Origin of the sequence: Aeromonas sp. S8(2024) (assembly GCF_041403085.1) — a bacterium.
Lineage (GTDB): Bacteria > Pseudomonadota > Gammaproteobacteria > Enterobacterales > Aeromonadaceae > Aeromonas > Aeromonas dhakensis.
The window spans coordinates 771735-795752 of record NZ_JBGLRF010000002.1 but is presented as its reverse complement, the minus strand read 5'-3'; the positions used below and the strand labels follow the sequence as shown (position 1 = coordinate 795752).

21 protein-coding genes are annotated in these 24018 nt (G+C 62.2%); 14 read left to right on the top strand and 7 right to left on the bottom strand.

Annotation, left to right across the window (positions count from 1 at the left end; all coding sequences use genetic code 11):
• Positions 1–16: 16 nt before the first annotated feature.
• The 3 genes from ACB031_RS08195 to ACB031_RS08185 form a co-directional block, all read right to left on the bottom strand.
• Entirely contained in the window at positions 17–1207 is a 1191-nt protein-coding gene (locus ACB031_RS08195; protein ID WP_252601145.1) for an amino acid aminotransferase, read from the bottom strand.
• 174 nt (positions 1208–1381) lie between these two features.
• Positions 1382–2323, bottom strand: a complete 942-nt coding sequence (locus ACB031_RS08190) for a hypothetical protein (protein WP_005302710.1) — start codon at positions 2321–2323, stop codon at positions 1382–1384.
• Between the two features lie 230 nt (positions 2324–2553).
• Positions 2554–3621, bottom strand: a complete 1068-nt coding sequence (locus ACB031_RS08185; RefSeq protein ID WP_099359750.1) for a porin — start codon at positions 3619–3621, stop codon at positions 2554–2556.
• A 381-nt stretch (positions 3622–4002) separates the two neighbouring features.
• Here ACB031_RS08185 and dinG point away from each other — a divergent pair, with 381 nt between their 5' ends.
• The 3 genes from dinG to ACB031_RS08170 all read left to right on the top strand — a co-directional run bounded on the left by dinG (position 4003) and on the right by ACB031_RS08170 (position 7891).
• On the top strand, positions 4003–6075 hold the full coding sequence (dinG, locus tag ACB031_RS08180; protein ID WP_371139341.1) for an ATP-dependent DNA helicase DinG: 2073 nt from the start codon (positions 4003–4005) through the stop codon (positions 6073–6075).
• A gap of 174 nt (positions 6076–6249) precedes the next feature.
• Positions 6250–6909 (top strand): DUF2057 domain-containing protein, encoded by a 660-nt coding sequence (locus ACB031_RS08175; protein WP_010633503.1) that lies wholly within the window; start codon positions 6250–6252, stop codon positions 6907–6909.
• An 85-nt stretch (positions 6910–6994) separates the two neighbouring features.
• Complete coding sequence (locus tag ACB031_RS08170) at positions 6995–7891, top strand: histone deacetylase (protein ID WP_371139340.1); 897 nt, start codon at positions 6995–6997, stop codon at positions 7889–7891.
• A 137-nt stretch (positions 7892–8028) separates the two neighbouring features.
• On the opposite strand, the gene ACB031_RS08165 is transcribed toward ACB031_RS08170, so the two are convergent.
• Positions 8029–9177 carry an MFS transporter gene (locus ACB031_RS08165; RefSeq protein ID WP_010633501.1) on the bottom strand — a complete coding sequence of 383 codons (1149 nt, stop codon included), beginning with the start codon at positions 9175–9177 and terminating at the stop codon, positions 8029–8031.
• A 293-nt stretch (positions 9178–9470) separates the two neighbouring features.
• Positions 9471–10421, bottom strand: a complete 951-nt coding sequence (gene ylqF, locus ACB031_RS08160) for a ribosome biogenesis GTPase YlqF (RefSeq protein ID WP_371139339.1) — start codon at positions 10419–10421, stop codon at positions 9471–9473.
• Between the two features lie 332 nt (positions 10422–10753).
• Here ylqF and ACB031_RS08155 point away from each other — a divergent pair, with 332 nt between their 5' ends.
• The 11 genes from ACB031_RS08155 (at position 10754) to ACB031_RS08105 (ending at position 22421) form a co-directional block, all read left to right on the top strand.
• Positions 10754–12145, top strand: coding sequence for an alkaline phosphatase (locus ACB031_RS08155; protein WP_024942425.1), 1392 nt, complete (start codon positions 10754–10756; stop codon positions 12143–12145).
• 11 nt (positions 12146–12156) lie between these two features.
• The gene (locus ACB031_RS08150) at positions 12157–13551 is read left to right on the top strand and encodes an alkaline phosphatase (protein WP_371139338.1); all 1395 of its coding nucleotides are present in this window, start codon (positions 12157–12159) and stop codon (positions 13549–13551) included.
• Positions 13552–13601: 50 nt separating this feature from the next.
• Positions 13602–14285 (top strand): hypothetical protein, encoded by a 684-nt coding sequence (locus ACB031_RS08145; protein ID WP_371139337.1) that lies wholly within the window; start codon positions 13602–13604, stop codon positions 14283–14285.
• An 80-nt stretch (positions 14286–14365) separates the two neighbouring features.
• A complete protein-coding gene (locus tag ACB031_RS08140; protein ID WP_371139336.1) occupies positions 14366–15100 on the top strand; it encodes a substrate-binding periplasmic protein in 735 nt (244 codons plus the stop codon).
• A 231-nt stretch (positions 15101–15331) separates the two neighbouring features.
• Entirely contained in the window at positions 15332–15727 is a 396-nt protein-coding gene (gene rnk, locus ACB031_RS08135) for a nucleoside diphosphate kinase regulator (RefSeq protein WP_005302721.1), read from the top strand.
• A 188-nt stretch (positions 15728–15915) separates the two neighbouring features.
• Positions 15916–16506 carry a transcriptional regulator UhpA gene (gene uhpA, locus ACB031_RS08130; protein WP_371139335.1) on the top strand — a complete coding sequence of 197 codons (591 nt, stop codon included), beginning with the start codon at positions 15916–15918 and terminating at the stop codon, positions 16504–16506.
• Positions 16503–18023 carry a signal transduction histidine-protein kinase/phosphatase UhpB gene (gene uhpB / locus ACB031_RS08125; RefSeq protein ID WP_371139334.1) on the top strand — a complete coding sequence of 507 codons (1521 nt, stop codon included), beginning with the start codon at positions 16503–16505 and terminating at the stop codon, positions 18021–18023. The genes uhpA and uhpB overlap by 4 nt, the downstream gene beginning before the upstream one ends.
• Positions 18024–18050: 27 nt before the next feature.
• Positions 18051–19379, top strand: a complete 1329-nt coding sequence (locus tag ACB031_RS08120; RefSeq protein WP_010633493.1) for an MFS transporter — start codon at positions 18051–18053, stop codon at positions 19377–19379.
• A gap of 476 nt (positions 19380–19855) precedes the next feature.
• Positions 19856–20644 carry a transporter substrate-binding domain-containing protein gene (locus ACB031_RS08115; RefSeq protein WP_019838861.1) on the top strand — a complete coding sequence of 263 codons (789 nt, stop codon included), beginning with the start codon at positions 19856–19858 and terminating at the stop codon, positions 20642–20644.
• Positions 20645–20734: 90 nt separating this feature from the next.
• A complete protein-coding gene (locus tag ACB031_RS08110) occupies positions 20735–21694 on the top strand; it encodes an amino acid ABC transporter permease (RefSeq protein ID WP_041203158.1) in 960 nt (319 codons plus the stop codon).
• On the top strand, positions 21678–22421 hold the full coding sequence (locus ACB031_RS08105) for an amino acid ABC transporter ATP-binding protein (protein ID WP_371139333.1): 744 nt from the start codon (positions 21678–21680) through the stop codon (positions 22419–22421). Before ACB031_RS08110 ends, ACB031_RS08105 begins: the two co-directional genes overlap by 17 nt.
• Positions 22422–22490: 69 nt before the next feature.
• On the opposite strand, the gene ACB031_RS08100 is transcribed toward ACB031_RS08105, so the two are convergent.
• The gene (locus ACB031_RS08100; protein WP_017765600.1) at positions 22491–22928 is read right to left on the bottom strand and encodes a DUF2059 domain-containing protein; all 438 of its coding nucleotides are present in this window, start codon (positions 22926–22928) and stop codon (positions 22491–22493) included.
• A gap of 229 nt (positions 22929–23157) precedes the next feature.
• Positions 23158–23925 carry a substrate-binding periplasmic protein gene (locus ACB031_RS08095; protein ID WP_371139406.1) on the bottom strand — a complete coding sequence of 256 codons (768 nt, stop codon included), beginning with the start codon at positions 23923–23925 and terminating at the stop codon, positions 23158–23160.
• Positions 23926–24018: the final 93 nt, after the last annotated feature.

Sequence of the window (24018 nt, the reverse complement as noted above, 5' to 3'; positions counted from 1 at the left end):
GATGGCGATGACTCGCTTACAGCACCTTGGCGATGGCGTCGCACAGAGGATCTATGTTGGCACGGGTGATACCGGCCACGCTGATCCGGCCGGAGCCGACGATGTAGATGGCGAACTCGCTCTTGAGGCGCTCCACCTGATCCTTGGAAAGACCGGAGAAGGAGAACATGCCGTTCTGCTCGCGGATAAAGCTGAAGTCCTGGTTCACGCCGCGGGCGGCCAGTTTTTCCACCAGCAGCTCGCGCATCTCGCGAATGCGCACCCGCATGGCCGCCACCTCTTCCACCCACTCGGCATAGAGGGCCGGATCATTCACCACGGCGGTGACGACGGCAGCGCCGTGTGACGGCGGGTTGGAGTAGTTGGCACGAATGACGGTCTTGACCTGGGTGAAGGCCACATCGGCAATCGCCTTGGTCGCGCTGACCAGGGTGAAGGCACCGACCCGCTCGTTATAGAGGCCGAAGTTCTTGGAGAAGGAGCTCGCCACCAGCAGCTCGTCGTGGCACTCGGCGAAGATGCGCAGACCTTCGGCATCCTCTTCGATGCCGCGGGCAAAGCCCTGATAGGCGAAGTCAAACAGCGGCAGCCAACCGGCGGCAGCACTCTGCCTGGCCAGTGCACGCCACTGATCCGCGGTCGGATCGATACCGGTCGGGTTGTGACAGCAACCGTGCAGCAGCACCAGATCGCCAGCCTGCGCCTCGGAGAGAGACGCCTGCATGGCGGCAAAGTCGAGTCCCTTGGTGGCTGCGTCGTAGTACTTGTACCACTTGACGGTCAGACCCGCGGCCTGGAACACGCTGACGTGGTTGGCCCAGGTGGGATCGGAGATCCAGATGGTCTTGGCGAGGTTGTTGCGCACCACGAACTCGGCGGCGATGCGCAGGGCACCGGTACCGCCCGGCGCTTGCGCCGTCTTGGCGCGGCCGCTGTTGACCAGCGCGGAATCCTGTCCGAACAGCAGTTGCTGCACGATGCGGCCGTATTCGATATTGCCTTCGATACCGAGATAGTTCTTGGTCTTCTCGTCGGTCAAGAGCTTCTGTTCGGCTTTCTTGACGCAGTGAAGAATGGGGGTGGCGCCGGTCTCGTCCTTGTAGATCCCGACCCCCAGGTTGATCTTGTGGCTGCGAGAGTCGGCGCGGAAGGCTTCGGTCAGGCCCAGGATCGGATCCGCTGGGGCGGCAACAACCTTTTCAAACATGGTATTCCCTGTATTCCGTTGAGTTCGTTGGCTGGCAAAGCGTGTTGGCACACCGTCCGTGACACGCAAAACACGTGGCAAACAAAAGCGCCCACTGGCGAGCGCTTCGTCAACTCTTTATATCACCGTGCAGGATGGGGGAAAACCGCTTTTTCGGCTGGATCTGCGGCAATCTCAACCGATGGCATGCCACTGTGGCGCCAACGCGCACACCTCGGCAGACAAGCCACCATTAGACTCAACCAAACCGCTACAAACTGCTAACAATGACTTGGGGATCCGGCTCGGCTCCCAGGGGCGGGAGTCAGTCAGTGGCAGGGAATAGGCCGTCATGATGGGAGCAAGCACTGTGGGCAGCCACCAGCTGGCCGGCCGACCCAAACGCTGGGCCAGAGTCAGCACCCGATCCACCCCGCTCGGGTCGAGGGAGGTAAGATGACTCCACTGCACCTGAGGCGGCAGCGCGGCGATCACTTGCTGCAGCGCCTGCTGCGCCGAGGCGGGAGCCCAGATCAGCAAGCTCCCTGCCGGCAGCACCAGCTCGGCAAAGGCACCGACGCTGTCGGTGGTGATCACCCGCAGCAGCTCCCCCTCCCCCCACAGGATCTTGCCGAGACTGGCCAAGGTACGCTCCGGCAACGCCACCTCGCCGAGCGCCTGCAGCCAGGGGGACGCATCGAGCAGGGTGCCGCCGCTGAAAAAGAGGCTGAACGGCTCGGGGGCACGCAGGCGCACCTGTTGATCCGAACAGAGCCGGATCCCCTTGTCTTCGAAGTCGATCTGCTCGTTGGGGGTAAAGCTCACCTCGCTCTTGCGATAGAGCGCGGCCAGCACCCGCTCGTTGACCTGCTCCGCCAGCTGCCAGCCCTGCCCATGGAGCCACTCCTCCGGGGTTGGCGGCGCCGTGGCGATCTCGGCCAGCGTCAGTTCACGGGTCAGGTAGCGGCGACCGGCGGGGGTGAGCTCATAGTGGTGATTGCCCAGTGCCAGCAGCAGCTGGTTGTCCTTGAGCAGGCCCAGCAGGGGTTGCCACTGGCGGGCGCGGACCACCGAGGTGGGGTTGTCCAGCAGCTGGCGGGCCAGCTCCCGCCACTGTGGGTGACTAAAGTCAATCAAACGTCATCCTTCCCTGTTTGCCGAACATCCTGCAACGAGCTGAATAATCTAGCGATTCGCTGACCGGGAGCCAAGTACAGAAAAGAGACAACGTGAACTGGCGCAAGCCAAACAGGAGAAGGAGAGGATCATCAACAGAGGAGAAGAGAGGCAATCAGGTGGGAAGCAGATAAAACAAAACGGCCAAGCAAGCTTGGCCGTTCATCAACTCAATCAGCGCAGAGGCTAGATTAGAAGTTGTATTGCAGGGCAACGGTCCACTCGTCGTCCAGCTTGTCGATACCCTGGATCTTGTACTCGGTGTAGGCTTTCAGCTTGGAAGTGAAAGCGTACTGTACGCCCAGCAGGGTTTCGTCAACGATGTCTTTGTACTCGGCACCAGCGGTGTTGGAAGCAGCTTTACCTTCAGTAAAGTTGTAGCCGGCCAGGAAGGTCCAGGCATCAACGTTGTAGGAAGCAGCCAGCTCGTAACCACGACCCTTGTCCTTGTTACCAACGGTGGTGGTGTCGTAGCTCAGATCTGCTTGGGTGTAGACACCAGCGAAGTAGAAACCGTTGATGGCGTAGTGTGCGCCCAGAGCCCACTCTTTCTTGTCACCATTGGTGTTGCTAACGGAGTTCTCGAGGTCAGAGTAAGCATAACCAGCATTCAGACCCAGACCGAAGTCGAAGTCATAACCGGCAGCAGCGGCATAACCGTAGTTACGCTTTACATTCGGACCATAAACAGCAGTTTCTTTGATGCCCTGACCTACGTCAGTAACCTTGACGGCCTTGTCGTCGTTGGTCTGATAGGACAGTTTGCCTTTGAAGCCACCGTAGGTGTTGGAGTAGATGATCTGACCTTCTTGACGACCGTCATAGAAGTTACCTACGTCGCCCCACTCGTTGAAGATATCGGTCGGTTCCAGCACGTCATAGAACGCGGTATCGGTCTGACCGAAGATGATCTTACCGTACTGGGTGCCGTCGAAACCAACGTAGATGTGACGGGAATCGAACTTGTTGGCGGAGTTTTCAGCAGAAACTTGCCACTCGGTCTTGGCGATACCGGACCAGGTGTTGTTCAGGGCAATCTTGCCGGACCAACCCAGACGGGAAGAACCGATCAGCTCACTGTCAACATCCTTGTAGCCGGATGCTTCGGTGGAGTCAGCCTTGTTGTGGTCACCGTAGTAGTTAGCCTGGACACGGCCGTATACGTCAAAAGTGGTACCGTCTTTGTCGTAAACCACTGCAGCGTTAGCGGCGGATGCAAACAGAGCCGGGATAGCAATAGCCAGAATTGTCTTTTTCATAGTTTCCAATGCCTACTGTAATTAAACACTAAGTCGTTGTTATTCCCTGTGTTAGCGATGTACTTTGCATCACTATGGCGCCGAGACTAGCACCGGGTTTTCCAATCCGCAATGAAAAAACTTGGAACTTTTTACGAAAAGCATAGTCACAGCGGAAAAATTGTGACCTGAATCCCACATTGTTTGCACGCTATGGGAAAACGTTTACAGCGATAACCGCTGGCAAAATTCGTCCGAATTGGTGATTTATCACACAATAACGACGACTCGCCTTATAAACAGAAGAAGAGGTCGGATCTGTGCGTTGCCACACACCTCGACCCAGGTTGCCGGTTGCAGGTATCCTGTCTTCCTTCACCCTGTGCAACGGTCATTTTCTTCATGCTGTCTACCCGTCTCAAAACCACCATTCGCAATACCTATCGGCAGATTGCCGATGGTTTACCCGGTTTTGTGCCGCGCAAGGAGCAGAATTTTCTGGTGGCCGAAATAGCCAAGACGCTGACCGGGGAGTATGACAAACAGCGTCGCATCCTGGTGGCCGAAGCCGGCACTGGTATCGGCAAGTCCCTCTCCTATGCTCAGGGGGCCATCCCGGTGGCACGGCTCACCCAGAAGAAGCTGGTGATCTCCACCGCCACCGTGGCGCTGCAGGAGCAGCTGATCCACAAAGACCTCCCCTTCTATCACCGCCACAGCGAGCTGCCGTTTCGTTTCATGCTGGTCAAGGGGCGCCAGCGCTACTGCTGCGAACACCTGCTGGAGCAGGCCGCCAGCGGCAGCGAGATGGCCAACTTCGAGTTCGACTTCGGAGCCCTCAGCAAACACAAGCCGTCAGACGCCGACAAGGATTGCTATCAGGCGTTGTGGCAGGCCTACACGGAAGGCAAGTGGGACGGTGATCGGGACAACTGGCCCAAACCCATCAACGATAACTGCTGGGATCGCATCGCCGCCGACCGCCACACCTGCAACAAGGCGCTGACTCATCATCAGCACTGCCCCTTCCACCGCGCCCGCAACGACATGGATGCGGCCGACGTGCTGGTGGTCAACCACGCCCTGCTGCTCTCCGACCTCACCATGGGTGGCGGCATCATACTGCCGCCACCGGACGAGTGTCTCTATGTGCTGGACGAGGCCCATCATCTGCCCACCATAGCCCGGGATCACGGCGCCGCCTCGGCCAGCGTCAAGGGTTCACGCCGCTGGCTGGAAAAACTGGCACAGGGGGCGGGCAAGCTGGCCAGAATCCTCAACAAGGAGAGTCTGCTCGATCCCCAGCTCAAGCTGCAGGACGCGCTGGCCTCCCTGCAGCCGGATCTGAAGGCGCTGGAGCAGTGGCTCGCCGCCAACGACCGCTTGTTCAATGAAGAAAAACATCATCGCTTCGCCGATGGTGTCTTGCCCGACCCCCTGCCCATGCTGGCGGAGAACCTCAAGGAGGCGAGCAAGAAGGCGCTGCGGGCGCTGGACAGGATGCAGGGCGCCATCGGCGAGGCGCTGAAGGATGGCGAGATCCGTCGCAAGGAGGCCGAACCCCTGCTGGCGGAGAGCGGCTTCTATCTGCAGCGGCTGGAGGGTTTCTGCGCCCTGTGGGAGATGCTGGGGCGGCACGTGGCAGAGGGCAAGACGCCGCTGGCCCGCTGGATGGTCAAGAGCGATGACGGCGACATCTGGCTGCACGCCTCCCCCATCGAGGTGGGCTACCTGCTGGAGGAGTGGCTCTGGTCCAGATGTCTTGGCGCCGTGCTGGTGTCGGCGACCCTGACCGCCCTCTCCTCCTTCAGCTATTTCCGCCACCAAGTGGGGCTCAAAGAGCACGATGGCACCCGCTATCTGCGCCTGCGCTCCCCCTTCGATTACCAGAAGGCCGAGCTCTATTTGCCCAAAATGGAACACGAGCCCAATGCCCCCGCCTTCACCCAGGAGCTCGTCAGCATCCTGCCTCGTCTGCTGGCTGGCAAGGAGGCGAGCCTGGTGCTGTTCTCCTCCTACCGGCAGATGAACGAGGTGGCGGTGGGGCTGCGGGCCAAGGGACTCTCCCTGCTGGTGCAAGGGGAAGCCTCCCGCAACGCCCTGCTCACCCTGCACAAACAAAAATGCGATGGCGGCCAGGCCAGCATACTGTTTGGCACCGGCAGCTTCTCGGAAGGGCTGGATCTGCCCGGTCACTACCTCACCAACCTGGTGATCACCAAGTTGCCATTCGCAGTCCCCAACTCGCCGGTGGAAGAGGCTACCGCCGAGTGGGTCGAGAAACGGGGCGGTAATCCCTTCTTGCAACTGACGGTGCCGGAGGCGTCGCGCAAGCTCATCCAGGCCTGTGGTCGCCTCATTCGCAAAGAGGCGGACAGGGGCCGGGTCACCATTCTCGATCGCCGTCTATTGACCAAACGCTACGGCAAGGGGCTGCTCGATGCCCTGCCGCCATTTCGACGCCGGATTGAGTAACGCCGGGGTTGACCAAGGTAGCCAACCCCACTGGCCCGATGAGTTTGCATCGGGAAAGCACGAGCCCAGACGCGGCAGAGGCGCCATAAACGCCTATTGCCGCCCTTGGGCAAACCTGCAAAAATGAGCCCCTGTTTTTCAGTGGGCACTCGCCTGACTGTTCAAGGAGATGAAATGAAACTGACTGTTCTGGTGCCAGCCCTGGCTGGTCTGTTGTGGGCAGGTAGTGCCCTGGCCGATGCCCAACTGGAAGTGAACAACCCCTATGTGGTGCAGCTGATCGATGGCCAATCCATCAATCCCAAGCTGCTCGACAAGACGAGTACCTATCCTATCAAAGCCGGCAAGCACCAACTGGTCGTCGCCTTCGAAGGCAACTACTCCAGCCGCAGCGACACCAAGCTGGTCACCGCCGAGCCGCTGGTGATCAACTTCACCGCCGCCGACAACCAGAAACTGGTGCTGGACTACAAGAAGCCGCGCAACGAATCCGAAGCCAACCAGTTCGTCAAGGAACAGAAAGTCGCGCTGAAAGACAAGAGCAGCGGCCAGGTCGTCACCACCGAGCAGTTCGTGCTGCCGAAGGTGGAAGGCTTCCAGCTGACCCGTGACTATCAGCAGGAGCTGATCAACATGGGCAAGGCGTTCAACCAGCCCAAGACTGTCGCTGTCTCTACCGCTGCCGTCATGGCCGCCAACAGCGCCCCGGTTCAGGTCGCCCCGAGCAAGGCCCAGAGCAATCCGGAAGCCCTGACCCAGCTGCAAAACTGGTACAACAAGGCCGATGCGGAGACCCGCAAAGCCTTCCAGATCTGGGTGATCCAGCAGCAGTAATTGCATCTGTTCGTCCCGAATTATCGGGCATGACAAGGGGAGCCTGGCTCCCCTTTTTCATATCTGCTCACAAGGCCCCGGCGTCATGTCACTGCGCATCTTCCATCATTCCCTCTACTCCGCCCTGGTCCTGCCAGCGCGCCACCGCTTTCCGCTGGCCAAATACCAGGCGCTGTTTGAACAGCTGGGAAACCTGGGTTATCCGCTGGCAGAGGCCGCGCCCGCCAGTCGCGCCCAGATAGAGAGAGTGCACGATGCGGACTATGTGGAAGCGGCCCTCACCGGCACCCTGGATGCGGATGCCATTCGCCAGCTGGGGTTTCCCTGGTCCCCCGTGCTGATTGAACGCACCCTGCGCTCGGTAGGGGCCACCCTTGCCGCCAGCCGACACGCCCTCGCGCAAGGCTGCGGCCTGCAGATCTCCGGTGGTTATCACCACGCCCACCGGGACTTTGGCAGCGGCTTTTGCCTGTTCAACGATCTGGTGATCGCCGCCCAGACCTGTCTGGATGAAGGGCGCTGCGAACAGGTATTGATCGTCGATCTCGATGTCCATCAGGGGGATGGCAGTGCCGCCCTGTGCCAGGATCGGCGCGACATCATCACCCTCTCCCTGCACGGGGAGCACAACTTTCCCCGCCACAAGCCCGCCTCCCACATGGATTTCCCCCTGCCAAGCGGCATGGAGGACGATGCCTACCTCACCACGCTGGCAGAGGCGCTCAATCTGGCGTTGCGGCTCTACGCCCCCGACCTCATCCTCTATCAGGCCGGGGTGGACGTGCATCATGCCGACGAACTTGGCTATCTCTCCTTGAGTAATGAGGGGGTGCGCCAGCGCGATGCCATGGTCTTTGACTGCGCACAACGGCACGGGCTGCCCATTGCCGCCGTACCGGGCGGCGGCTACCGCCGTGACTGGCAACAGCTGATCCCGCTGCATATGTCCTTGTTTGAAGAGGCGAACAAACGCTACGGCTAGCCGTTTATCTCTTCGTTAATCTCTGCCTGACAACCGTTGCAAACAACAAGGCGGCCCCTGGGCCGCCTCTGCTTTATATGCGTGCCATCCAGCCCCCTATCGGGAAGCGAGGATGGTGCCCTGCTGCCGACCACAGTTCAGGCGTGGGCCACCGGTGTCGAGTGTTTCCCCATGGGGCGCAGCAACATCAGCAGATAGAGCAAGGCCACACCGGCGATCATGATGAACAGCAGGTTGTCCGAAAAGTGCTGCATCAGGAGCGCGGTATAGGCCGGGCCGAGCAGGCTGCCGATGGTGTAGCTCAGCAGCAGCGCCTGGTTCATGGCCACCAGCTGATGGTGCTCGACCTTCTCGCAGGCCCACGCCATGGCCACCGGATAGAGGGTAAACCCGGCGGCGCCCAGGATGAACAGCGCCGGCCCCATCGCCACGCCGCCGAGCATGGCCCCGCACCCCAGGATCACCACCAGCACCTGCACCCGCAGCACCGGCAGGCGACCGAACCTGTCCGCCAGCCGACCCACCGGCCACTGCCCCAGGATGCCGGCACTCACCATCACCGCCATCCAGTAACCAATGCCGGCATCGCTCACCCCCTGATGATTCAGGTAGAGCGGCATCAGGCCGTAGAGGGAGCCCAGCACGATGCCGGAGATGATGCAGCCATCGACCCCGAGCCGTGCCTGACGCAGCCGCAACATGGACCAGACCCGGGTTGAGCCCTGCGCTTCGCTGCGCTCACTGACGATGCGGGTGAACAACAGCGGCAGGATAGCCGCCAGGATCAGCCCACTCGCCCAGGGCAGTACCTCCATCAGGCCGGTCGGCAACTTGCTGACCAAGAGCTGGCCGAGCACTGTGCCCAGGTAGTAGACCATCATGTAGGCGGCCAGCAGACGGCCCCGATTGTGCGCGTTGCCGCTGCACATCAGCGCGCTCTCCACCACCACCCAGATCATGGCGCAGCCGATACCGGCGATAAATCGCCAGCCGAGCCAGCTCCAGAAATCAAGGGTAATGCCGAGCCCGACACAACCTGCGGCAAAGAGGGCGGAGGCCAGGTAATAGCTGCGGTTAAAGCCGCAGCGCCTGATCAAGGTGCCCGCCAGCAGGGTGCCCAGCAGGTTGCCGCTGAAATAGGAGGAGCCGACCATGCCCACCTGCCAGGTCGGCAGCTGTTCATGGGCAAGCCAGAGCGGTACCAGGGTATTGAGCACCGCGATGGAGAGGGTCAGCAGCAACAGGCCACAGAGCAATAACAGCACTGGCCGGGTGTATATGGTCATGGGTAAAACCGTGAGGAGAGTCAAAAATGCGAGCGCATCATGCCACCGCCAATGCCATTGTCAATCGGCACTGAAAGCAGGATCGCAAGGTTTTATCGAATGCTGCTGGTGCGGTGCAGCACGGCACTGTTCGGCGCCCAACCTATCCCCTTGATTCACGGACTCTTTGGCCATGATGACGAGCAGATGCCGGTTGCCTGTCGGCCTCTTGGCCTCCCCCTCAATCCAGGACGCCATAACGAGAAGAGGCGACCCCGGGTCGCCTCTTCTTTATATACTTGGCACAACGCCAGTCAGCGCTGACGCTTCTTGGCGTACTTGCGGCGGGCCCGCGCCTGGCGCTCCTCTTCCCGCTCCGCCTTCTCCTTGGCCTTCTGTTCGGCCTCGGCATCGGCCTCCACGATCTCGCTGCTCACCATCTGCGGAGTCTCCAGCGAGATGCGGCCCAGCAGGCCAGAGCGGAACTCGTTGATCAGGATCTCGGACGCCTTGTGCAGATCCGACAGCCCCCCCTTGCGCATGAAGCCGCGCTGGCGGGCAATCAGATCCAGCAGTTCGATCTCGGTCTCAGGCAGCGCGTCAATCTGATAGCGCGCCTGGATCCGCTCCGGATAGGCCTTGAGGAAGTAGTCCGCGGCGAACATGGCGATGTCCGCATAGTCATAGACGGTGTCCTTGATGGCGGCCGTGATGGCCAGCCGATAGCCGCAGGAGGGGGGGTTGAGTTTGGGCCACAAGAAGCCCGGGGTGTCGGTCAAGATGACGTTGTTGTCGAGCTTGATCCGCTGCTGGGACTTGGTCACCCCCGCCTCGTTGCCGGTGCGGGCGATGATGCGCCCCGCCAGGGTGTTGATCAGGGTCGATTTGCCCACGTTGGGAATGCCCATGATCATGGCGCGCACGCCGCGCAGCTCCAGATTGCGCTCCGGCAGCATCTCGTGGCAGAGGGTCAGCAGTTGCTTGATCTTCTCCGGCTCCTGCTGGGTCAGGGGCAATGCCTTGATCCCCTTCTCCTGTTCCATGTGGGCCACCCACAGCGCGGTGATCTCGGGGTCGGCGAGATCCGCCTTGTTGAGCACCTTGATCACCGGAGTATCGCCGCGCAGCTCGGGCACCAGCGGGTTTTCGCTGGAGAAGGGGATGCGGGCGTCGAGCATCTCTATGATGACATCGACCTGGGGCATGACCTCGGCAATCTCTTTGCGGGCCTTGTGCATGTGGCCGGGGAACCAGTTGATGGACATATCCGTTACTCTCATCTAGGGACTGCGGGCGCGGGCTTGCGGTGGCGCGAGCGGCGGGCGATGGCGGACGCAGGGCGTCGCAAGGGGGCGCATTTTACCTGCACCCGCCCCGATTTGACAGGCCATTCTAGCCGCCAGCCGGCAAACCGGCCAGATTTTCGCCCGCCCTCTCCCCGCGTCAGCCGATGTGGCCAGCCCTGGCTATTGATAGATAAGCTATTGATACAACATAACATTCACGCAACACCTTCATCGGATTGTCATCCAGTTTCACTAAAAGTGTCATCTGCGACCTCTAGGCTGCGCTCAGGTTTTACAAGGAGCGAACCCCAATGAGAAAGATGGCAGGACTTGCATTGATGATCGGCGCCGCCCTGGCCGCCGGCTGCAACTCCAACAACGACAGCAGTGCGCCCGAGCCCGGTGCCAAGAACGTGATCTTCTTCCTCGGCGACGGCATGGGTCTCAACACCCTGACCGCCGCCCGCATCTACGGCGTCGGTGAAGAGGGCAGCCTCACCATCGATACCCTGCCGGAGACGGCCTTCATCAAGACCTTCTCCCACGACGCCCAGGTGACCGACTCGGCTCCCTCCATGTCCGCCTACATGACCGGGGTCAAGAGCAACAACGGTGTCATCAGCATGGACGGCGATGCCACCCAGGAGAACGACTGCAGCAAGAGCGCCGGCAAGCCGGTCACCACCTTGCTGGAGCTGGCCAAGGCAGCCGGTCGCGGCACCGGCGTGGTCACCACCACCCGGGTGACCCACGCCACCCCGGCCGCCACCTACGCCCACCTCTGCAACCGGGATCTGGAAGCGGACATCGCCGCCCAGCTGGTACCCGGCGGCGCCGGTTACAACAGCGCCCTCAAAGAGGGCGTGGACGTGGTACTCGGCGGCGGCAGCAGCTTCTTCCTGCCCAAGGCCGACAAGGGCAAGCGCGAGGATGGCCGCAACCTCATCGACGAGATGAAGGCCAAGGGCTATCAGTTTGCCGCAACCCTGGACGAGCTGAACCAGGCCGATGCGAGCAAGCCGCTGCTGGGGCTGTTTGGCTCAAGCCACATGAAATATGACCTGGACCGACCCGCCAGCGAGCCCTCCCTGACCCAGATGACCCTGGCCGCCATCAAGCAGCTCAAGGACAAGAAACAGGGCTACTTCCTGATGGTGGAAGGGGGTCGCATCGACCATGCCCTGCACGACACCAACGCCAAGCGTGCCCTGCAGGACACCCTCGCCTTCGACAACGCCATCAAGGCGACCATCGACGAGGTGAAGAAAACCGATCCCGAGCTGAAAAACACCCTGATCGTGGTCACCGCCGACCATGACCACACGCTGGTACTGAACGGCTACGCCAAGCGGACCGGCAAGACCACCGCCGACAACCCAGGCGTACTCGGGCTGGTGAAGAACTACGAAACCGGCGAACCGAGCAAGGATGCCGACGGCATGCCCTACACCATCATCGGCTTTGGCAACGGCTACAACCGGGTGGATGGTCCGCGCAGCAGCGTGGCACCGCTGGACGACGCCACCGTCTCTGCCAACGACTATCACCAGGAGGTGGTGGTCAAGGTAGGCGAGATAGGCAACGAGACCCACGGCGGCACCGACGTCTTCCTCGGCGCCATCGGCCAGGGAGCGGAGAGCTTCCACGGCTCACTCGACAACACCGCCGTGTTCGGCAAGGTCAAGGCTGCGGCCGGGCTGTAAGGAGCATTCCAATGAAAAGCGCCATGAAACAAAAACTGCAAAAAACCCTCGTCAGCACGGCCCTGCTGGCCGCCCTCGGCGGCGCGGCCCAGGCACAGGCCAGCGACGCCAAGAACGTCATCCTGTTTATCGGTGACGGCATGGGCCCCACCGTGCTCACCGCCACCCGCCTCTACAAGGTGGGGGAAGAGGGCAATCTGGAGATAATGAAGCTGGCCCGCAGCGCCCGCATCAAGACCTTCTCCAATGATGCCCAGACCACCGACTCGGCCCCCTCCATGGCGGCCTACACCACCGGGGTCAAGATGAACAACGAGGTGATCGCCATGAGCAGCGACACCAAGGCCGTCGCGCCCGGCAAGGACGTCAACGGCAACAAGGGCATCAACAACTGCACCAGCGACAACGGCAAGCCGGTGCCCACCATTCTCGAACTGGCCAAGGCGGCCGGCAAGTCGGTGGGAGCCGTCACCACCACGGAGCTGACCCATGCCACCCCGGCCGCCACCTACTCCCACATCTGCCACCGGGATGCCGCCTACGCCATCGCCGAGCAGGCGGTACCGGGCGGCGCCGGCTTCAACACCGCGCTGGGTGACGGGGTCGACGTGCTGATGGGGGGCGGCGCCAACCACTGGACGCCCTACAACAGCACCAGCAACAAGGGCGGTCGCGCCGACGGACGGGATCTCACCGCCGAGCTGACTGCCCAGGGCTACCACTACGTCACCACCAAAGATGAGCTCTCTGGCGTCAACTCGGGCAAGGTGCTTGGGCTGTTCAGCGCCAAGTCCCACCTCGACTACGAGCTGGACCGGGTCGCCAAGGGGGCGGCAAGCACCCAGCCCTCCCTCTCGGAGATGACCGCCAAGGCGATCGATCTGCTCAGCCAGAACAGTCAGGGTTACTTCCTGATGGTGGAAGGGGGTCGCATCGATCACGCCCTGCACGGCACCAATGCCAAGCGCTCGCTCACCGACGCGGTGGCGCTCGACGAGGCGGTCAAGACGGCGCTCGGCAAGGTGGATCTGAAAGATACCCTGATCGTGGTCACCGCCGACCATGACCACACCATGACCATCAACGGCTACTCCGCCAAGGGCAACAAGGTGCTGGACCTGGTGAAAAATGGCGACGGCTCGACCCAGAACGACGTGGATGGCAAACCGTTCACCACCCTGGTGTTCGGCAACGGTCCCAACCGCGCCGACGTGCGCCCCACACTCACCAGCGATCAGGTGATGGCGGACGACTACCTGCAAGAGACCGGGGTCAAGCTAGGCTCCGAGACTCACGGCGGCGGCGATGTGATGCTGTTTGCCGACGGCGCCGGCAGTAGCCGCTTCAAGGGCACCCTCGACAACACCAAGGTGTTCGGCAAGCTCAAGGAGGCGCTCGGTCTGTAAACGACAGGGCCCGGCCAGATGCCGGGCCCTGCTCGCTCGAGCGAGACGGCATGATGCGATATTTATTACCCTTGTGGCTGCTTGGTTGCAGCCTCTCTTTTCCCCTCCTGGCCGACGAAGTCCCCGACCTGGCTGCCCGCATCCGCTATCAGGACAGGGTGACCAGCAGCGACGGCATCAGCAAGGAGAGCCAGTGGCAGGAAAAATGGTTGCGGGTCGGCGACCAGGTGTGGAGCCAGCGGCTCATTCCCCTCCCCCTGGCCCGTGCCTACCACGCCGCCCACGATGCCACCCCGGGCCACAAGCACTTTACCCACCAGATGGCGGCGCGCTGGGTGACCCGCAACCAGCAGGATGAGCTGCAGCTGCGCTACGCCGACAACTGGCACAACCAGCTGGTGGAGGTACCGGAGGAGGAGTATGGCCAGGTGGCCTTCAAGCCCGACTGGCCCAGGATCCGCCACCTCATCAACCCGGCCCTGCTGCAGGAGATGACCCCCCTCGACGAGGCGGCGCCCGAGCAGGCGCGCTGGTATGAGAAGCACGAGGGCAAGCAGCGCACCCGCATCCTCTGGTCGAGCCGCTGGCAGCTGCCGCTGGTGGTGGAGTCGGCGAGCCTCGACGGCTATCGCAGCTACCGGATGGAGGTGACCCTCAAATCCCTGCCCAAAACCCTGCCCTGGCAGCAGCTGGAGGGCTACCAGACCCTGGATCTGCGAGATTTCTTCGACTGACGGGACGCCCCGAACAGGGTGGGCTGACTTGTGCCGACGGGGTGGTACACTCTGGGTACTCATCCCGGATCAGGTCTGCCATGCGAATTTCCGCTCTCCTGCTGCTGTTTTGCTCCCTACTTTTTTCCGCCCTGCCGGCCCGGGCCGTGGTGGTCATCGCCGCCGAGATCCCGCCTTATGTGATCCGCTCCAATCAGGGGGCCCCGAGCGGCATGGTCATCGAGGTGCTGGAAGAGGCCGCCCGCCGGCTCAAGGAGCCGCTGATCATCGAGCTGATGCCGCTGGCCCGCGCCCTCAGCCAGGCCCGCTATCGCCGGAATGTCTTGCTGGTGCCGCCGGTGCGCAGCCCCCAGCGCGACCCTCAGTTTCTCTGGATTGTCCCCCTGATGGACGAGGCCTTCGTGCTGGTCAGTCATCGCCAATACCACCCGACCCCTCTCACCATCAATGCCCTGCCCGGCCTCACCGTCGGCGTGATGCGCGGCTCCTTTGGCCAGAGTCTGCTGCGACCCTATCCGCAGGTGAAACAGGCGCTGGTGGCCGAGGAGATCCACAACGCCGACAAGCTGGCGCTGGGCCGCATCCAAGGCTGGGCAGTGGCCTGGAACAGCGCCCGCTACAACCAGCAGCAGGCCGGCCTGCCGCTGGCGGATCTGGTGCGCGGCGAAACCCTGCAACAATCTCCCCTGTACCTGGCTGCCAGCCCCCATTTTCCAACCGCCGAGGCGACCCGCTGGTATCAGACCATCACCGCCATGCGCGACGACGGCAGCCTGGCGCGCATCATCAAGCAGTACGATTACCAGGCGCCCTGACAAGCTTGTCAGGAGAATTGCCAAAGCAGTTCAGAATGGTTATGGTATCCCCATGAAAGCGCTCATGATTTTGTCAAGTCTGCTCACACCCCGTTGAGCCCCCGCCCTCGCCCCTGACAGCGAGTCGTTGGGGGCATCGCATTCCCGATCTGTTTTTTCGTATCGCACACTCTTTTTTCGGCCAGCTTGCCCGTCATCCTAGCCATCAGACCCATTGATAAGGAATATCTTATGAAACAGCCACATCTCGTGATTTCCAGCCTGGATCTCGACCGCATCGAGCAACTGCTCGGCAACCATCCCCAGCACCTGGCCCTGCAGGAGGAGCTGGACCGCGCCGAGATCCGCGAACCGGCCGACATGCCGCCGGACGTGGTGACCATGAACAGCACGGTGCGCTTCAAGATGCAGAGCAGCGGCAACGAATTCTGCCTGACCCTGGTCTACCCGCGGGACGTACAGGGAGACGAGTCGAAGATCTCCGTGCTGGCGCCGGTCGGCAGCGCCCTGCTCGGGCTCAAGGTGGGTGACAGCATCGCCTGGCCGGGCCCGGCCGGTCGCACCATCCAGGTGGAGATCCTCGAGGTGGTCTACCAGCCGGAGCGTGCCGGCGAGCTGCACCGCTAGCCACCCCGGGCACGCGCCAGCCTGCATGACGGCGCCGGGCGTGCCCCTGCAGCTGATCCCGATCAAGCTTTGCCGCAGAAGTGGCGCCGATCCTGCCCTCCGGTCCCGCTTTCACTTGAGCCGGGACGAGGGGGCAGGTATCTTGTTGGCCGCGCCAGCACCCTGGCCGCAGATTTCAGGCTGACATCATGATTAAGATTGCCCTAATCGACGATCACCAGATCGTCCGCTCCGGTTTTGCCCAACTGCTCAATCTCGAACCCGACCTGCGGGTGGTGGGCGAATTTGGCTCCGCCGCCGAGGCGCTGGCGGGTCTGCCCGGCAGCGGGGTACAGCTGTGCGTGTGCGACATCTCCATGCCGGATCAATCCGGGCTGGACCTGCTCAAGCGCCTCCCCTCGGGGCTGGCCGTGGTGATGCTGTCGGTGCACGACAGCCCGGCCCTCATCGAGCAGGCCCTGCAGGCCGGCGCCAAGGGGTTCCTCTCCAAGCGCTGCAGCCCGGACGAGCTGATCGCCGCGGTGCGCACCGCCGCCCACGGCGGCTGTTACCTCACCCCGGACATCGCCCAAAAGCTCGCCTGCAACAGCCAGGATCCCCTCACCAATCGGGAGCGGGAGGTGGCACAGCTGCTGGCGCGGGGACTGGAGGTGAAGGCCATCGCCGAGCAGCTCGGCCTCTCCCCCAAGACGGTGCACGTGCACCGCGCCAACCTGATGGACAAGCTCAAGGTCAGCAACAACGTGGAGCTGGCCCACCGCATGCTGGACAGCTGGTGATCGCTCGTCTGGCCAGCTATGTCGCCATCTCGCTGGCGGCCTGCTTCATCTTTGCCGCCGGCTGGTTTTGCCTCTGGAGCATTGGCCTGCACCTGGCGGGCTCACCCATGCTGGCGGCCCTGCTGTTCCCCTTCGGCCTGCGGCTGGGGCTGCTCTTGCAAAGCCCGCTCGCCTACTGGCCACCGCTGCTGCTGTGCGAATCCCTGCTGCTCTACTGGCTCAACCAGGAGGTGGGACTGCCGCTGTGGCCGCTCATTCAGGCGGGCAGCCTGCTCACCCTGCTGCCGCTGCTCATCGCCCGCCGCCAACCAGTGCGCAACGACTGGCAGCAGTTGCTGGTGCTGCTGGCCACCGTCACGGTGGCGGCCGGGCTGCAATCCCTGCTCTGGCATCTGGCCGGCGAGGATGGCCTCACCGCCCTGCTGCTCACCCTCACCGGCGGGCTGACCCTCACCTCCACCTGCATGCTGATCTGGCACTACCTCACCCGCGCCACCTGGGTGCCGCTCGGCCCTGCGCTGGTGGATCAACCGGTGGACTGGCGCTTTCGCCACCTGGTCTGGTATCTGCTGCTGTTCGTGCTGAGCCTCTGGCTGCAGCTCGGCCTGCCGGACTCGCTGGTGCGCTTCACCCCGTTTTGTCTGGCCATTCCCATCATCGCCATGGCCTGGCGCTACGGCTGGCAGGGGGCCCTGCTCGCCACCCTGATGAACACGGTGGCGCTGATGGCTGGCCAGGCCTGGCACGATCACCCCCTCGATCTGCTGCTCTCCCTGCTGGCCCAGAGCCTCACCGGCCTGCTGCTCGGCGCCGGCATCCAGCGCCAGCGCGAGCTCAACCAGGCGCTGACCCGCCAGCTCGCCCACAACCGCCAGCTCACCGAGCGGCTGCTGGAGACCGAAGAGAGCATCCGCAAGGAGGTGGCGCGCGAGCTGCACGACGACATCGGCCAGACCATCACCGCCATCCGCACCCAGGCCGGCATAGCGCGCCGGTTGGCGCCTGACAACACCGGGGTCGGCCAGAGCAGCGCCCTTATCGAGACCCTGTCGCTTGGCATCTACGACGCGGTGCGCGGCCTGCTCGGCCGGCTGCGCCCCCGCCAGCTCGACGACATGAGCCTGGAGCAGGCGGTGCGCGCCCTGCTGCGCGAACTTGAGCTGGAGCGCCGCGGCATCGTTACCCGGCTGGAGTGGCAACTGGCGGACGCCGGCCTCTCCGATGCCCAGCGGGTCACCCTGTTTCGGGTCTGTCAGGAGGGGCTCAACAACGTGGTCAAACACGCCAACGCCAGCTCGGTCACCATCCGGGCCCAGCGTCAGGGGGAGCGTTTGACCCTGCTGCTGGAAGACGATGGCTGCGGCCTGCCCGAGCACCGCACGCCCCAGGGCTACGGCCTGCTCGGCATTCGCGAGCGGGTGCAGGCGCTGGGGGGCTCGCTGCAACTCTCCTGTGTACACGGCACCCAGCTGACCGTGACCCTGCCCGATCGCAAGCGGGAGGAAAACCATGAATAAGCCAACTCTCCGGCCGGGAGCGCTTCCATGCTGAGCTTTATGCGCAGTGCGCCGCCTCAGCCCCTCATCCGCGATCAGGCCGAGATCGACGCCTGTTATCGCCACTGGCGGCTGCACATACTGCTGACCATGTACCTGGGCTACGCGGTCTTCTACTTCACCCGCAAGAGCTTCAACTTCGCCATGCCGGACATGCTGGCCAGCGGCATGCTGGCCAAGGCCGACATCGGCATGCTGTGGACCCTGTTCTACATCACTTACGGCTGTTCCAAGTTCTTCTCCGGCATCATCAGCGACCGCGCCAACCCGCGCTACTTCATGGGCCTCGGCCTGATGGCGACCGGGGTCATCAATATCCTGTTCGGGCTCTCGTCGTCGCTGTGGCTGTTCGCCGCCCTCTGGGTTGCCAACGCCTTCTTCCAGGGCTGGGGCTGGCCCCCCTGCTCCAAGCTGCTCACCAGCTGGTATTCGCGCAGCGAACGTGGCTTCTGGTGGTCGGCCTGGAACACGGCCCACAACGTGGGCGGCGCGCTCATCCCCCTCATCGTCAGCACCCTCGCCCTGCAGCACGGCTGGCGCTACGGCATGATAGTGCCCGGCCTTATCGCTATCGTCGCGGGACTATTTCTCTGCTGGCGGCTGCGGGACACCCCGAGCGCCATGGGGTTGCCCACCGTGGGCGAGTGGCGCAGCGATGCGCTGGAGCTGGCCCAGCAGACTCAGGATGCCGGCCTCTCCCATCGCCAGATCCTGCGCAAGTACGTGCTCGGCAACCCCTACATCTGGCTGCTGGCCTGCTGCTACGTGCTGGTCTACGTGGTGCGCACCGCCATCAACGACTGGGGCAACCTCTACATGACCGAGCAGCGCGGCTTCAATCTGATGAGCGCCAACTCGGCCATCTCCATGTTCGAGGTGGGGGGCTTTATCGGTGCCCTGGTGGCGGGCTGGGGGTCGGACAAGCTGTTCAACGGCAACCGCGGGCCCATGAACCTCATCTTCGCGGTGGGGATATTGCTCTCGGTGGGGTCGCTGTGGCTGATGCCCTTCTTCAGCTATGTGATGCAGGCGGCCTGTTTCTTCACCATCGGCTTCTTCGTGTTCGGCCCCCAGATGCTGATCGGCATGGCGGCAGCGGAGTGCTCCCACAAGAACTCGGCGGGGGCCGCCACCGGCTTCGTCGGCCTGTTCGCCTACATGGGGGCGGCGCTGTCGGGCTATCCGCTGGCCAAGGTGATGGAGATCTGGCACTGGCAGGGCTTCTTCGTGGTCATCTCGGTGGCGGCCGGCGTCTCCGCCCTGTTGCTGCTCCCCTTCCTCAAGGCGCAGGCCCCCCGCCCTCGCGAGGTGGCCTGACTCCCCCCGGCTAACCGACCCGTCTCTTGATTTGATCGCGGCGCAGCCGGTCTGCGCCTGCCACCCACACCTCTCTGCCAACTCCCTTTACCACTTATGTGAAGCTGATTGTGGGCGCACGCCAGCCGGCTGAGCAGCAATTGGCACTGCTGACGGCGGGTCCCCTTGTAACAAAATGTGCTGAATACATTTTGGGCTTGAACCCGCCCCATTAGATAGATATGTTGTTTTCGTGTGATTTTATGAGTGTCGCCACGGGAAAAATGCGCCACTAACCTATTGAGTCATCTGGCACAATCGGCATTTGGTACATTTTTCACTCAGCTGGTGGCGAATAGAATCCCATATGGGGCTTTCGCCTCAATCAAGACAATAATCCTGTCTTGCCCTGTTGCCGGATGCAGCAGTCTCTTGTGCCACGGAGTCGCACGGGATCAGGTTCAAGGCTGAACACACTTTTGACAGAGACGTCACTTATGATCAAAAAACTCATTCTCTCTACCCTGCTGCTGTGCGGGCTGGCCAACGCGGCCCCCAGTTCCACCCTGGATGCCGTGCTAGAGCGCGGCGTGCTGCGGGTCGGTTTCGACGCCGGCTATCAACCCTTCGAGATGACCAACAAGCAGGGCCAGTACATCGGCTTTGACGTGGATCTGGCCAAGATGGTCGCCAAGGAGATGGGCGTGAAGGTGGAGTTCGTCAACACCGCCTGGGATGGCATCATCCCCGCGCTCTTGACCGACAAGTTCGACGTCATCATGGGCGGCATGACCGTCACTCCCCAGCGCAACCTGCGCGTCAACTTCGCCGACCCCTATATCGTGGTCGGGCAGACCATCGTCCTGCGCAAGGACAAGGCTGGCGAGATCAAGTCCTTCACCGACCTCAACGACCCCAAGTACAAGATTGCGGTCAAGCTCGGCACCACCGGCGAGCAGGCGGTCAAGCGCCTGATCCCCAAAGCCACCCTGCTGCAGTTTGAAACCCAGGATGACGCCAAGCTGGAAGTGATCAACGGCAAGGTCGACGCCTTCGTCTACGACCTGCCCTACAACGCCATCTTCGCCACCCAGAACAAGGGCGCCGTGGTGCATCTGGACAAGCCGTTCACCTTCGAACCGCTGGCCTGGGCCATCCGCAAGGGGGATCAGGACACCCTCAACTGGTTCAACAACTACCTGCGCCAGATCAAGGGCGACGGCAGCTACGACCGCCTCTACAAGAAGTGGTTCGAATCCACCGCCTGGCTTGATCAGCTCAAGTAACCTCGCAAGGGGCGGCCCGCCGCCCCTTCACGCAGATCCCCACACAATAACTACAACGAGGTTGCGACAGTGCACAACCCAACAAGACAGATGGAAAAACAACCCAATCAACTGCTCTGGCACGGCGTCTTTCTGCTGATCGTGCTGGCCGCCCTGTTCGGCATCTACAAGGCCGTGCAATCGGTGGATTACACCTGGCGCTGGGAGCGGATCCCCCAATACATCGCCTATCAGGCGGAGCAGAAAAATTACGCCGAGTTCGACGGCACCGTGGTCGCCGGCACCACCGAGGCCGACAAGGGCAAGCTGTTCCTGCAAAACGATCTCGATCCCAACCAGCGCCAGCCCATCGCCGTCAGCGGTGGTCAGGTGGCGCAGGGGGATACCGTCTTTCGCGGCGATACCCTCGACACCCAGCTGAGCTGGACCGCCGGCCCCATCGCCTGGGGCGTCTGGATGACCATCAAGCTCTCGCTGGTGGCGGGCATCTTTGCCATCCTGCTCGGCACCCTGGCGGGGCTGGCACGGCTCTCCCCCAATCCGGCCCTGCGCAACCTGGCGATCACCTATGTGGAGCTCATCCGCGGCACCCCGCTGCTGGTACAGATCTTCATTGTCTACTTCTTTATCGGCACTGTACTCAATCTGGATCGCTTCACCGCCGGGGTGGCGGCACTGGCGGTCTTCACCGGCGCCTACGTGGCGGAAATCGTCCGTGCCGGCATCAGCTCCATCCACAAGGGGCAGATGGAAGCGGGCAGAAGCCTTGGCATGACCTCGGCCCAGACCATGCGCTACGTGATCCTGCCGCAAGCTTTCAAGCGGGTACTGCCGCCGCTGGCGGGCCAGTTCATCAACCTGATCAAGGACTCTTCGCTGGTCTCGGTCATCTCCATCACGGATCTCACCAAGGCGGGACGGGAGGTGGTGAGCTCCACCTTCAGCCCGTTCGAGGTGTGGTTCACCGTGGCCCTGCTCTATCTGGTGCTGACCGGCACTCTCTCCTTCCTTGTACGCCGTCTGGAGGTGAAATATGCGCGCAGCAACTGATCCTATTATCAAAGCCAGTGGTGTAGAGAAGTTCTACGGCAGCGAGGTGCACGCCCTGAAAAACGTCAGCACCCAGGTGGCCGAAGGGGAAGTGGTGGTCATTGTCGGCCCAAGCGGCTCGGGCAAATCCACCTTCCTGCGCACCCTCAACCAGCTGGAGACCATCAACGACGGCCAGATCGTGGTGGATGGCATCAGCCTCACCGAGCCCGGCGACGTCAACAAGCTGCGGGAAGAGGTGGGCATGGTGTTCCAGTCCTTCAACCTCTTCCCCCATCTGAGCGTGCTGGAGAACATCTGCCTCGCCCCACAAAAGGTGCGCAAACTGCCCCGCAAGGAGGCCGAAGATCGCGCCAAGGCCCTGCTGCTCAAGGTGGGGCTCTCCAACAAGGCCCAGAGCTACCCCTCCCAGCTCTCCGGCGGCCAGCAGCAGCGGGTGGCCATCGCCAGGGCGCTCGCCATGCAGCCGCGCATCATGCTGTTTGACGAGCCCACCAGCGCACTCGACCCCGAGATGGTGGGCGAGGTGCTGGACGTGATGAAGGGGCTGGCCCGCGAGGGGATGACCATGGTGGTGGTCACCCACGAGATGGGTTTTGCCCGGGAAGTGGCGGATCGGGTGCTGTTCATGGAGAGCGGCGAACTGCTGGTGGACGAGAAGCCGGCGGATTTCTTCGACAATCCCCCCTCCCCGCGCCTGCGCCAGTTCCTGAGCCAGGTGCTCTAAGGGATAACGCACAAAAAGAAAGAGGGAGCCCATGGCTCCCTCTTTACGTTGATACCCTGCCGACTGCGTCTATTTTGTCGCTTTGCGCTTTGCTTCATCCAGCATGGTTTGCAGTGCCGGCATATTGCGCTCGGCCAGGGATTTACCCACCAGCGAGCTCTCCTGAAAGATGGCGGGCATGGTATCCAGGGATTTCTTCCCGACCGGGCTCTGATAGAAGGCGATCAGCTCCTTGAGCTCGGCTTCGGTGAAATGCTTGCGGTAGATGGCGGCCACCTCGGCACTCATGGCCGGCCAGGAGAGATAACGGGCAAACCAGGCCTCCAGTACATCGCGGTGCTGGGCCAACTCCTGTGCATGTTCACCGGCGCCCCGAATGATCAGCGGGATCATCTGTGCCTGCATCTGGGCCTGCAGCTGCTCCGCCTGCTGCTCGCTGTTGAGCAGACTGACCAGCTCCTGAGCGGGATCGGCCCACACTCCGCCACTCCACAACAGGGCGATCACAGCCCCTCTTTTCACCCACTGCATAACTGCCTCATCAACCATTTGAAAACAACAGGTTACATTGAATTTTCAAACAGACCAGTCGCCAGATGGTGGTGAGGCATGAGGGAGCGCGATTGTCATATGGGCAAAATCAGGTTGACTATAAAAGCAACAGAGGGACTCATAGTCCCTCTGTTGCTTGGCCGACACGACGGGAAGGCTGAATCTGACCGGCTCCACCATCAGTTCAGCGTGGGGACTTTCCCAGATAATGCTCCACTATGGTCCGGATCCCGTCCCGCTTCTTGAGTTCGTAGAGATGCTTGTCGAACTGCTCGACAAAGTCCTCCTTGAAGTCGAACTCCCCCTTGCGGCTGTAGCCGAGAAACCCCTGCTCCCGGCTGAGCACAGGCCCCTGCTTGAGCTGGGACATATCGGCCACTGCCAGCTGGTTGCCCTTGATCATGCTGAGCAGCTCATAGAGCAGCGAGAGCCGGTCGTTGACGGTGCAGTCCACCCGGCCGCGCACTATCTTGAGCAGGTTCTCCCGGTTGCTCTTCACCTCCTCCAGCCCGATCTTCTGCTCTTTGATGGCCTGCCAGAAGGGGGCGCCGCCGATGGTAAAACCGGCATTCATGCCAAAGCGCAGGCCGTAGTAGTCGGTCGGGAACTGCGCCTGCGGGGTGTTGACGGCCACCCCGGCGCCGCACATCACCACCAGCTCTTCGTCGAGCAGGGGCTGGGAGTAGGGCCACATCCAGGGGCGACCGTCTGGCTGGTAGTAGGGCGGGAAGATGGCGAAGGCGCTGCCCTGCTCCACCATGCTCAGACCCCGTCGCCAGGGCATGGCTTTGATCACCACCTCGTAGCCATCCATGGAGGCCGTCACGCTGCGCACTATGTCGGCATAGATCCCCTTGACCTCCTCTCCCTCCTGCCAGGAGTAGGGGGGATAGTTGGCATCGGCCAGGATCTCGACTCGGGTCTTGGCCTGCGCCAGTATGCAGACCCCCATCAACAAACAACACCACAGCCGCATCATCTGCCACTCCAGAGGTAGAAAGCCTCATCAAGCATAGTCACTGCACCCGCCGCTCAGGGAGTCGTC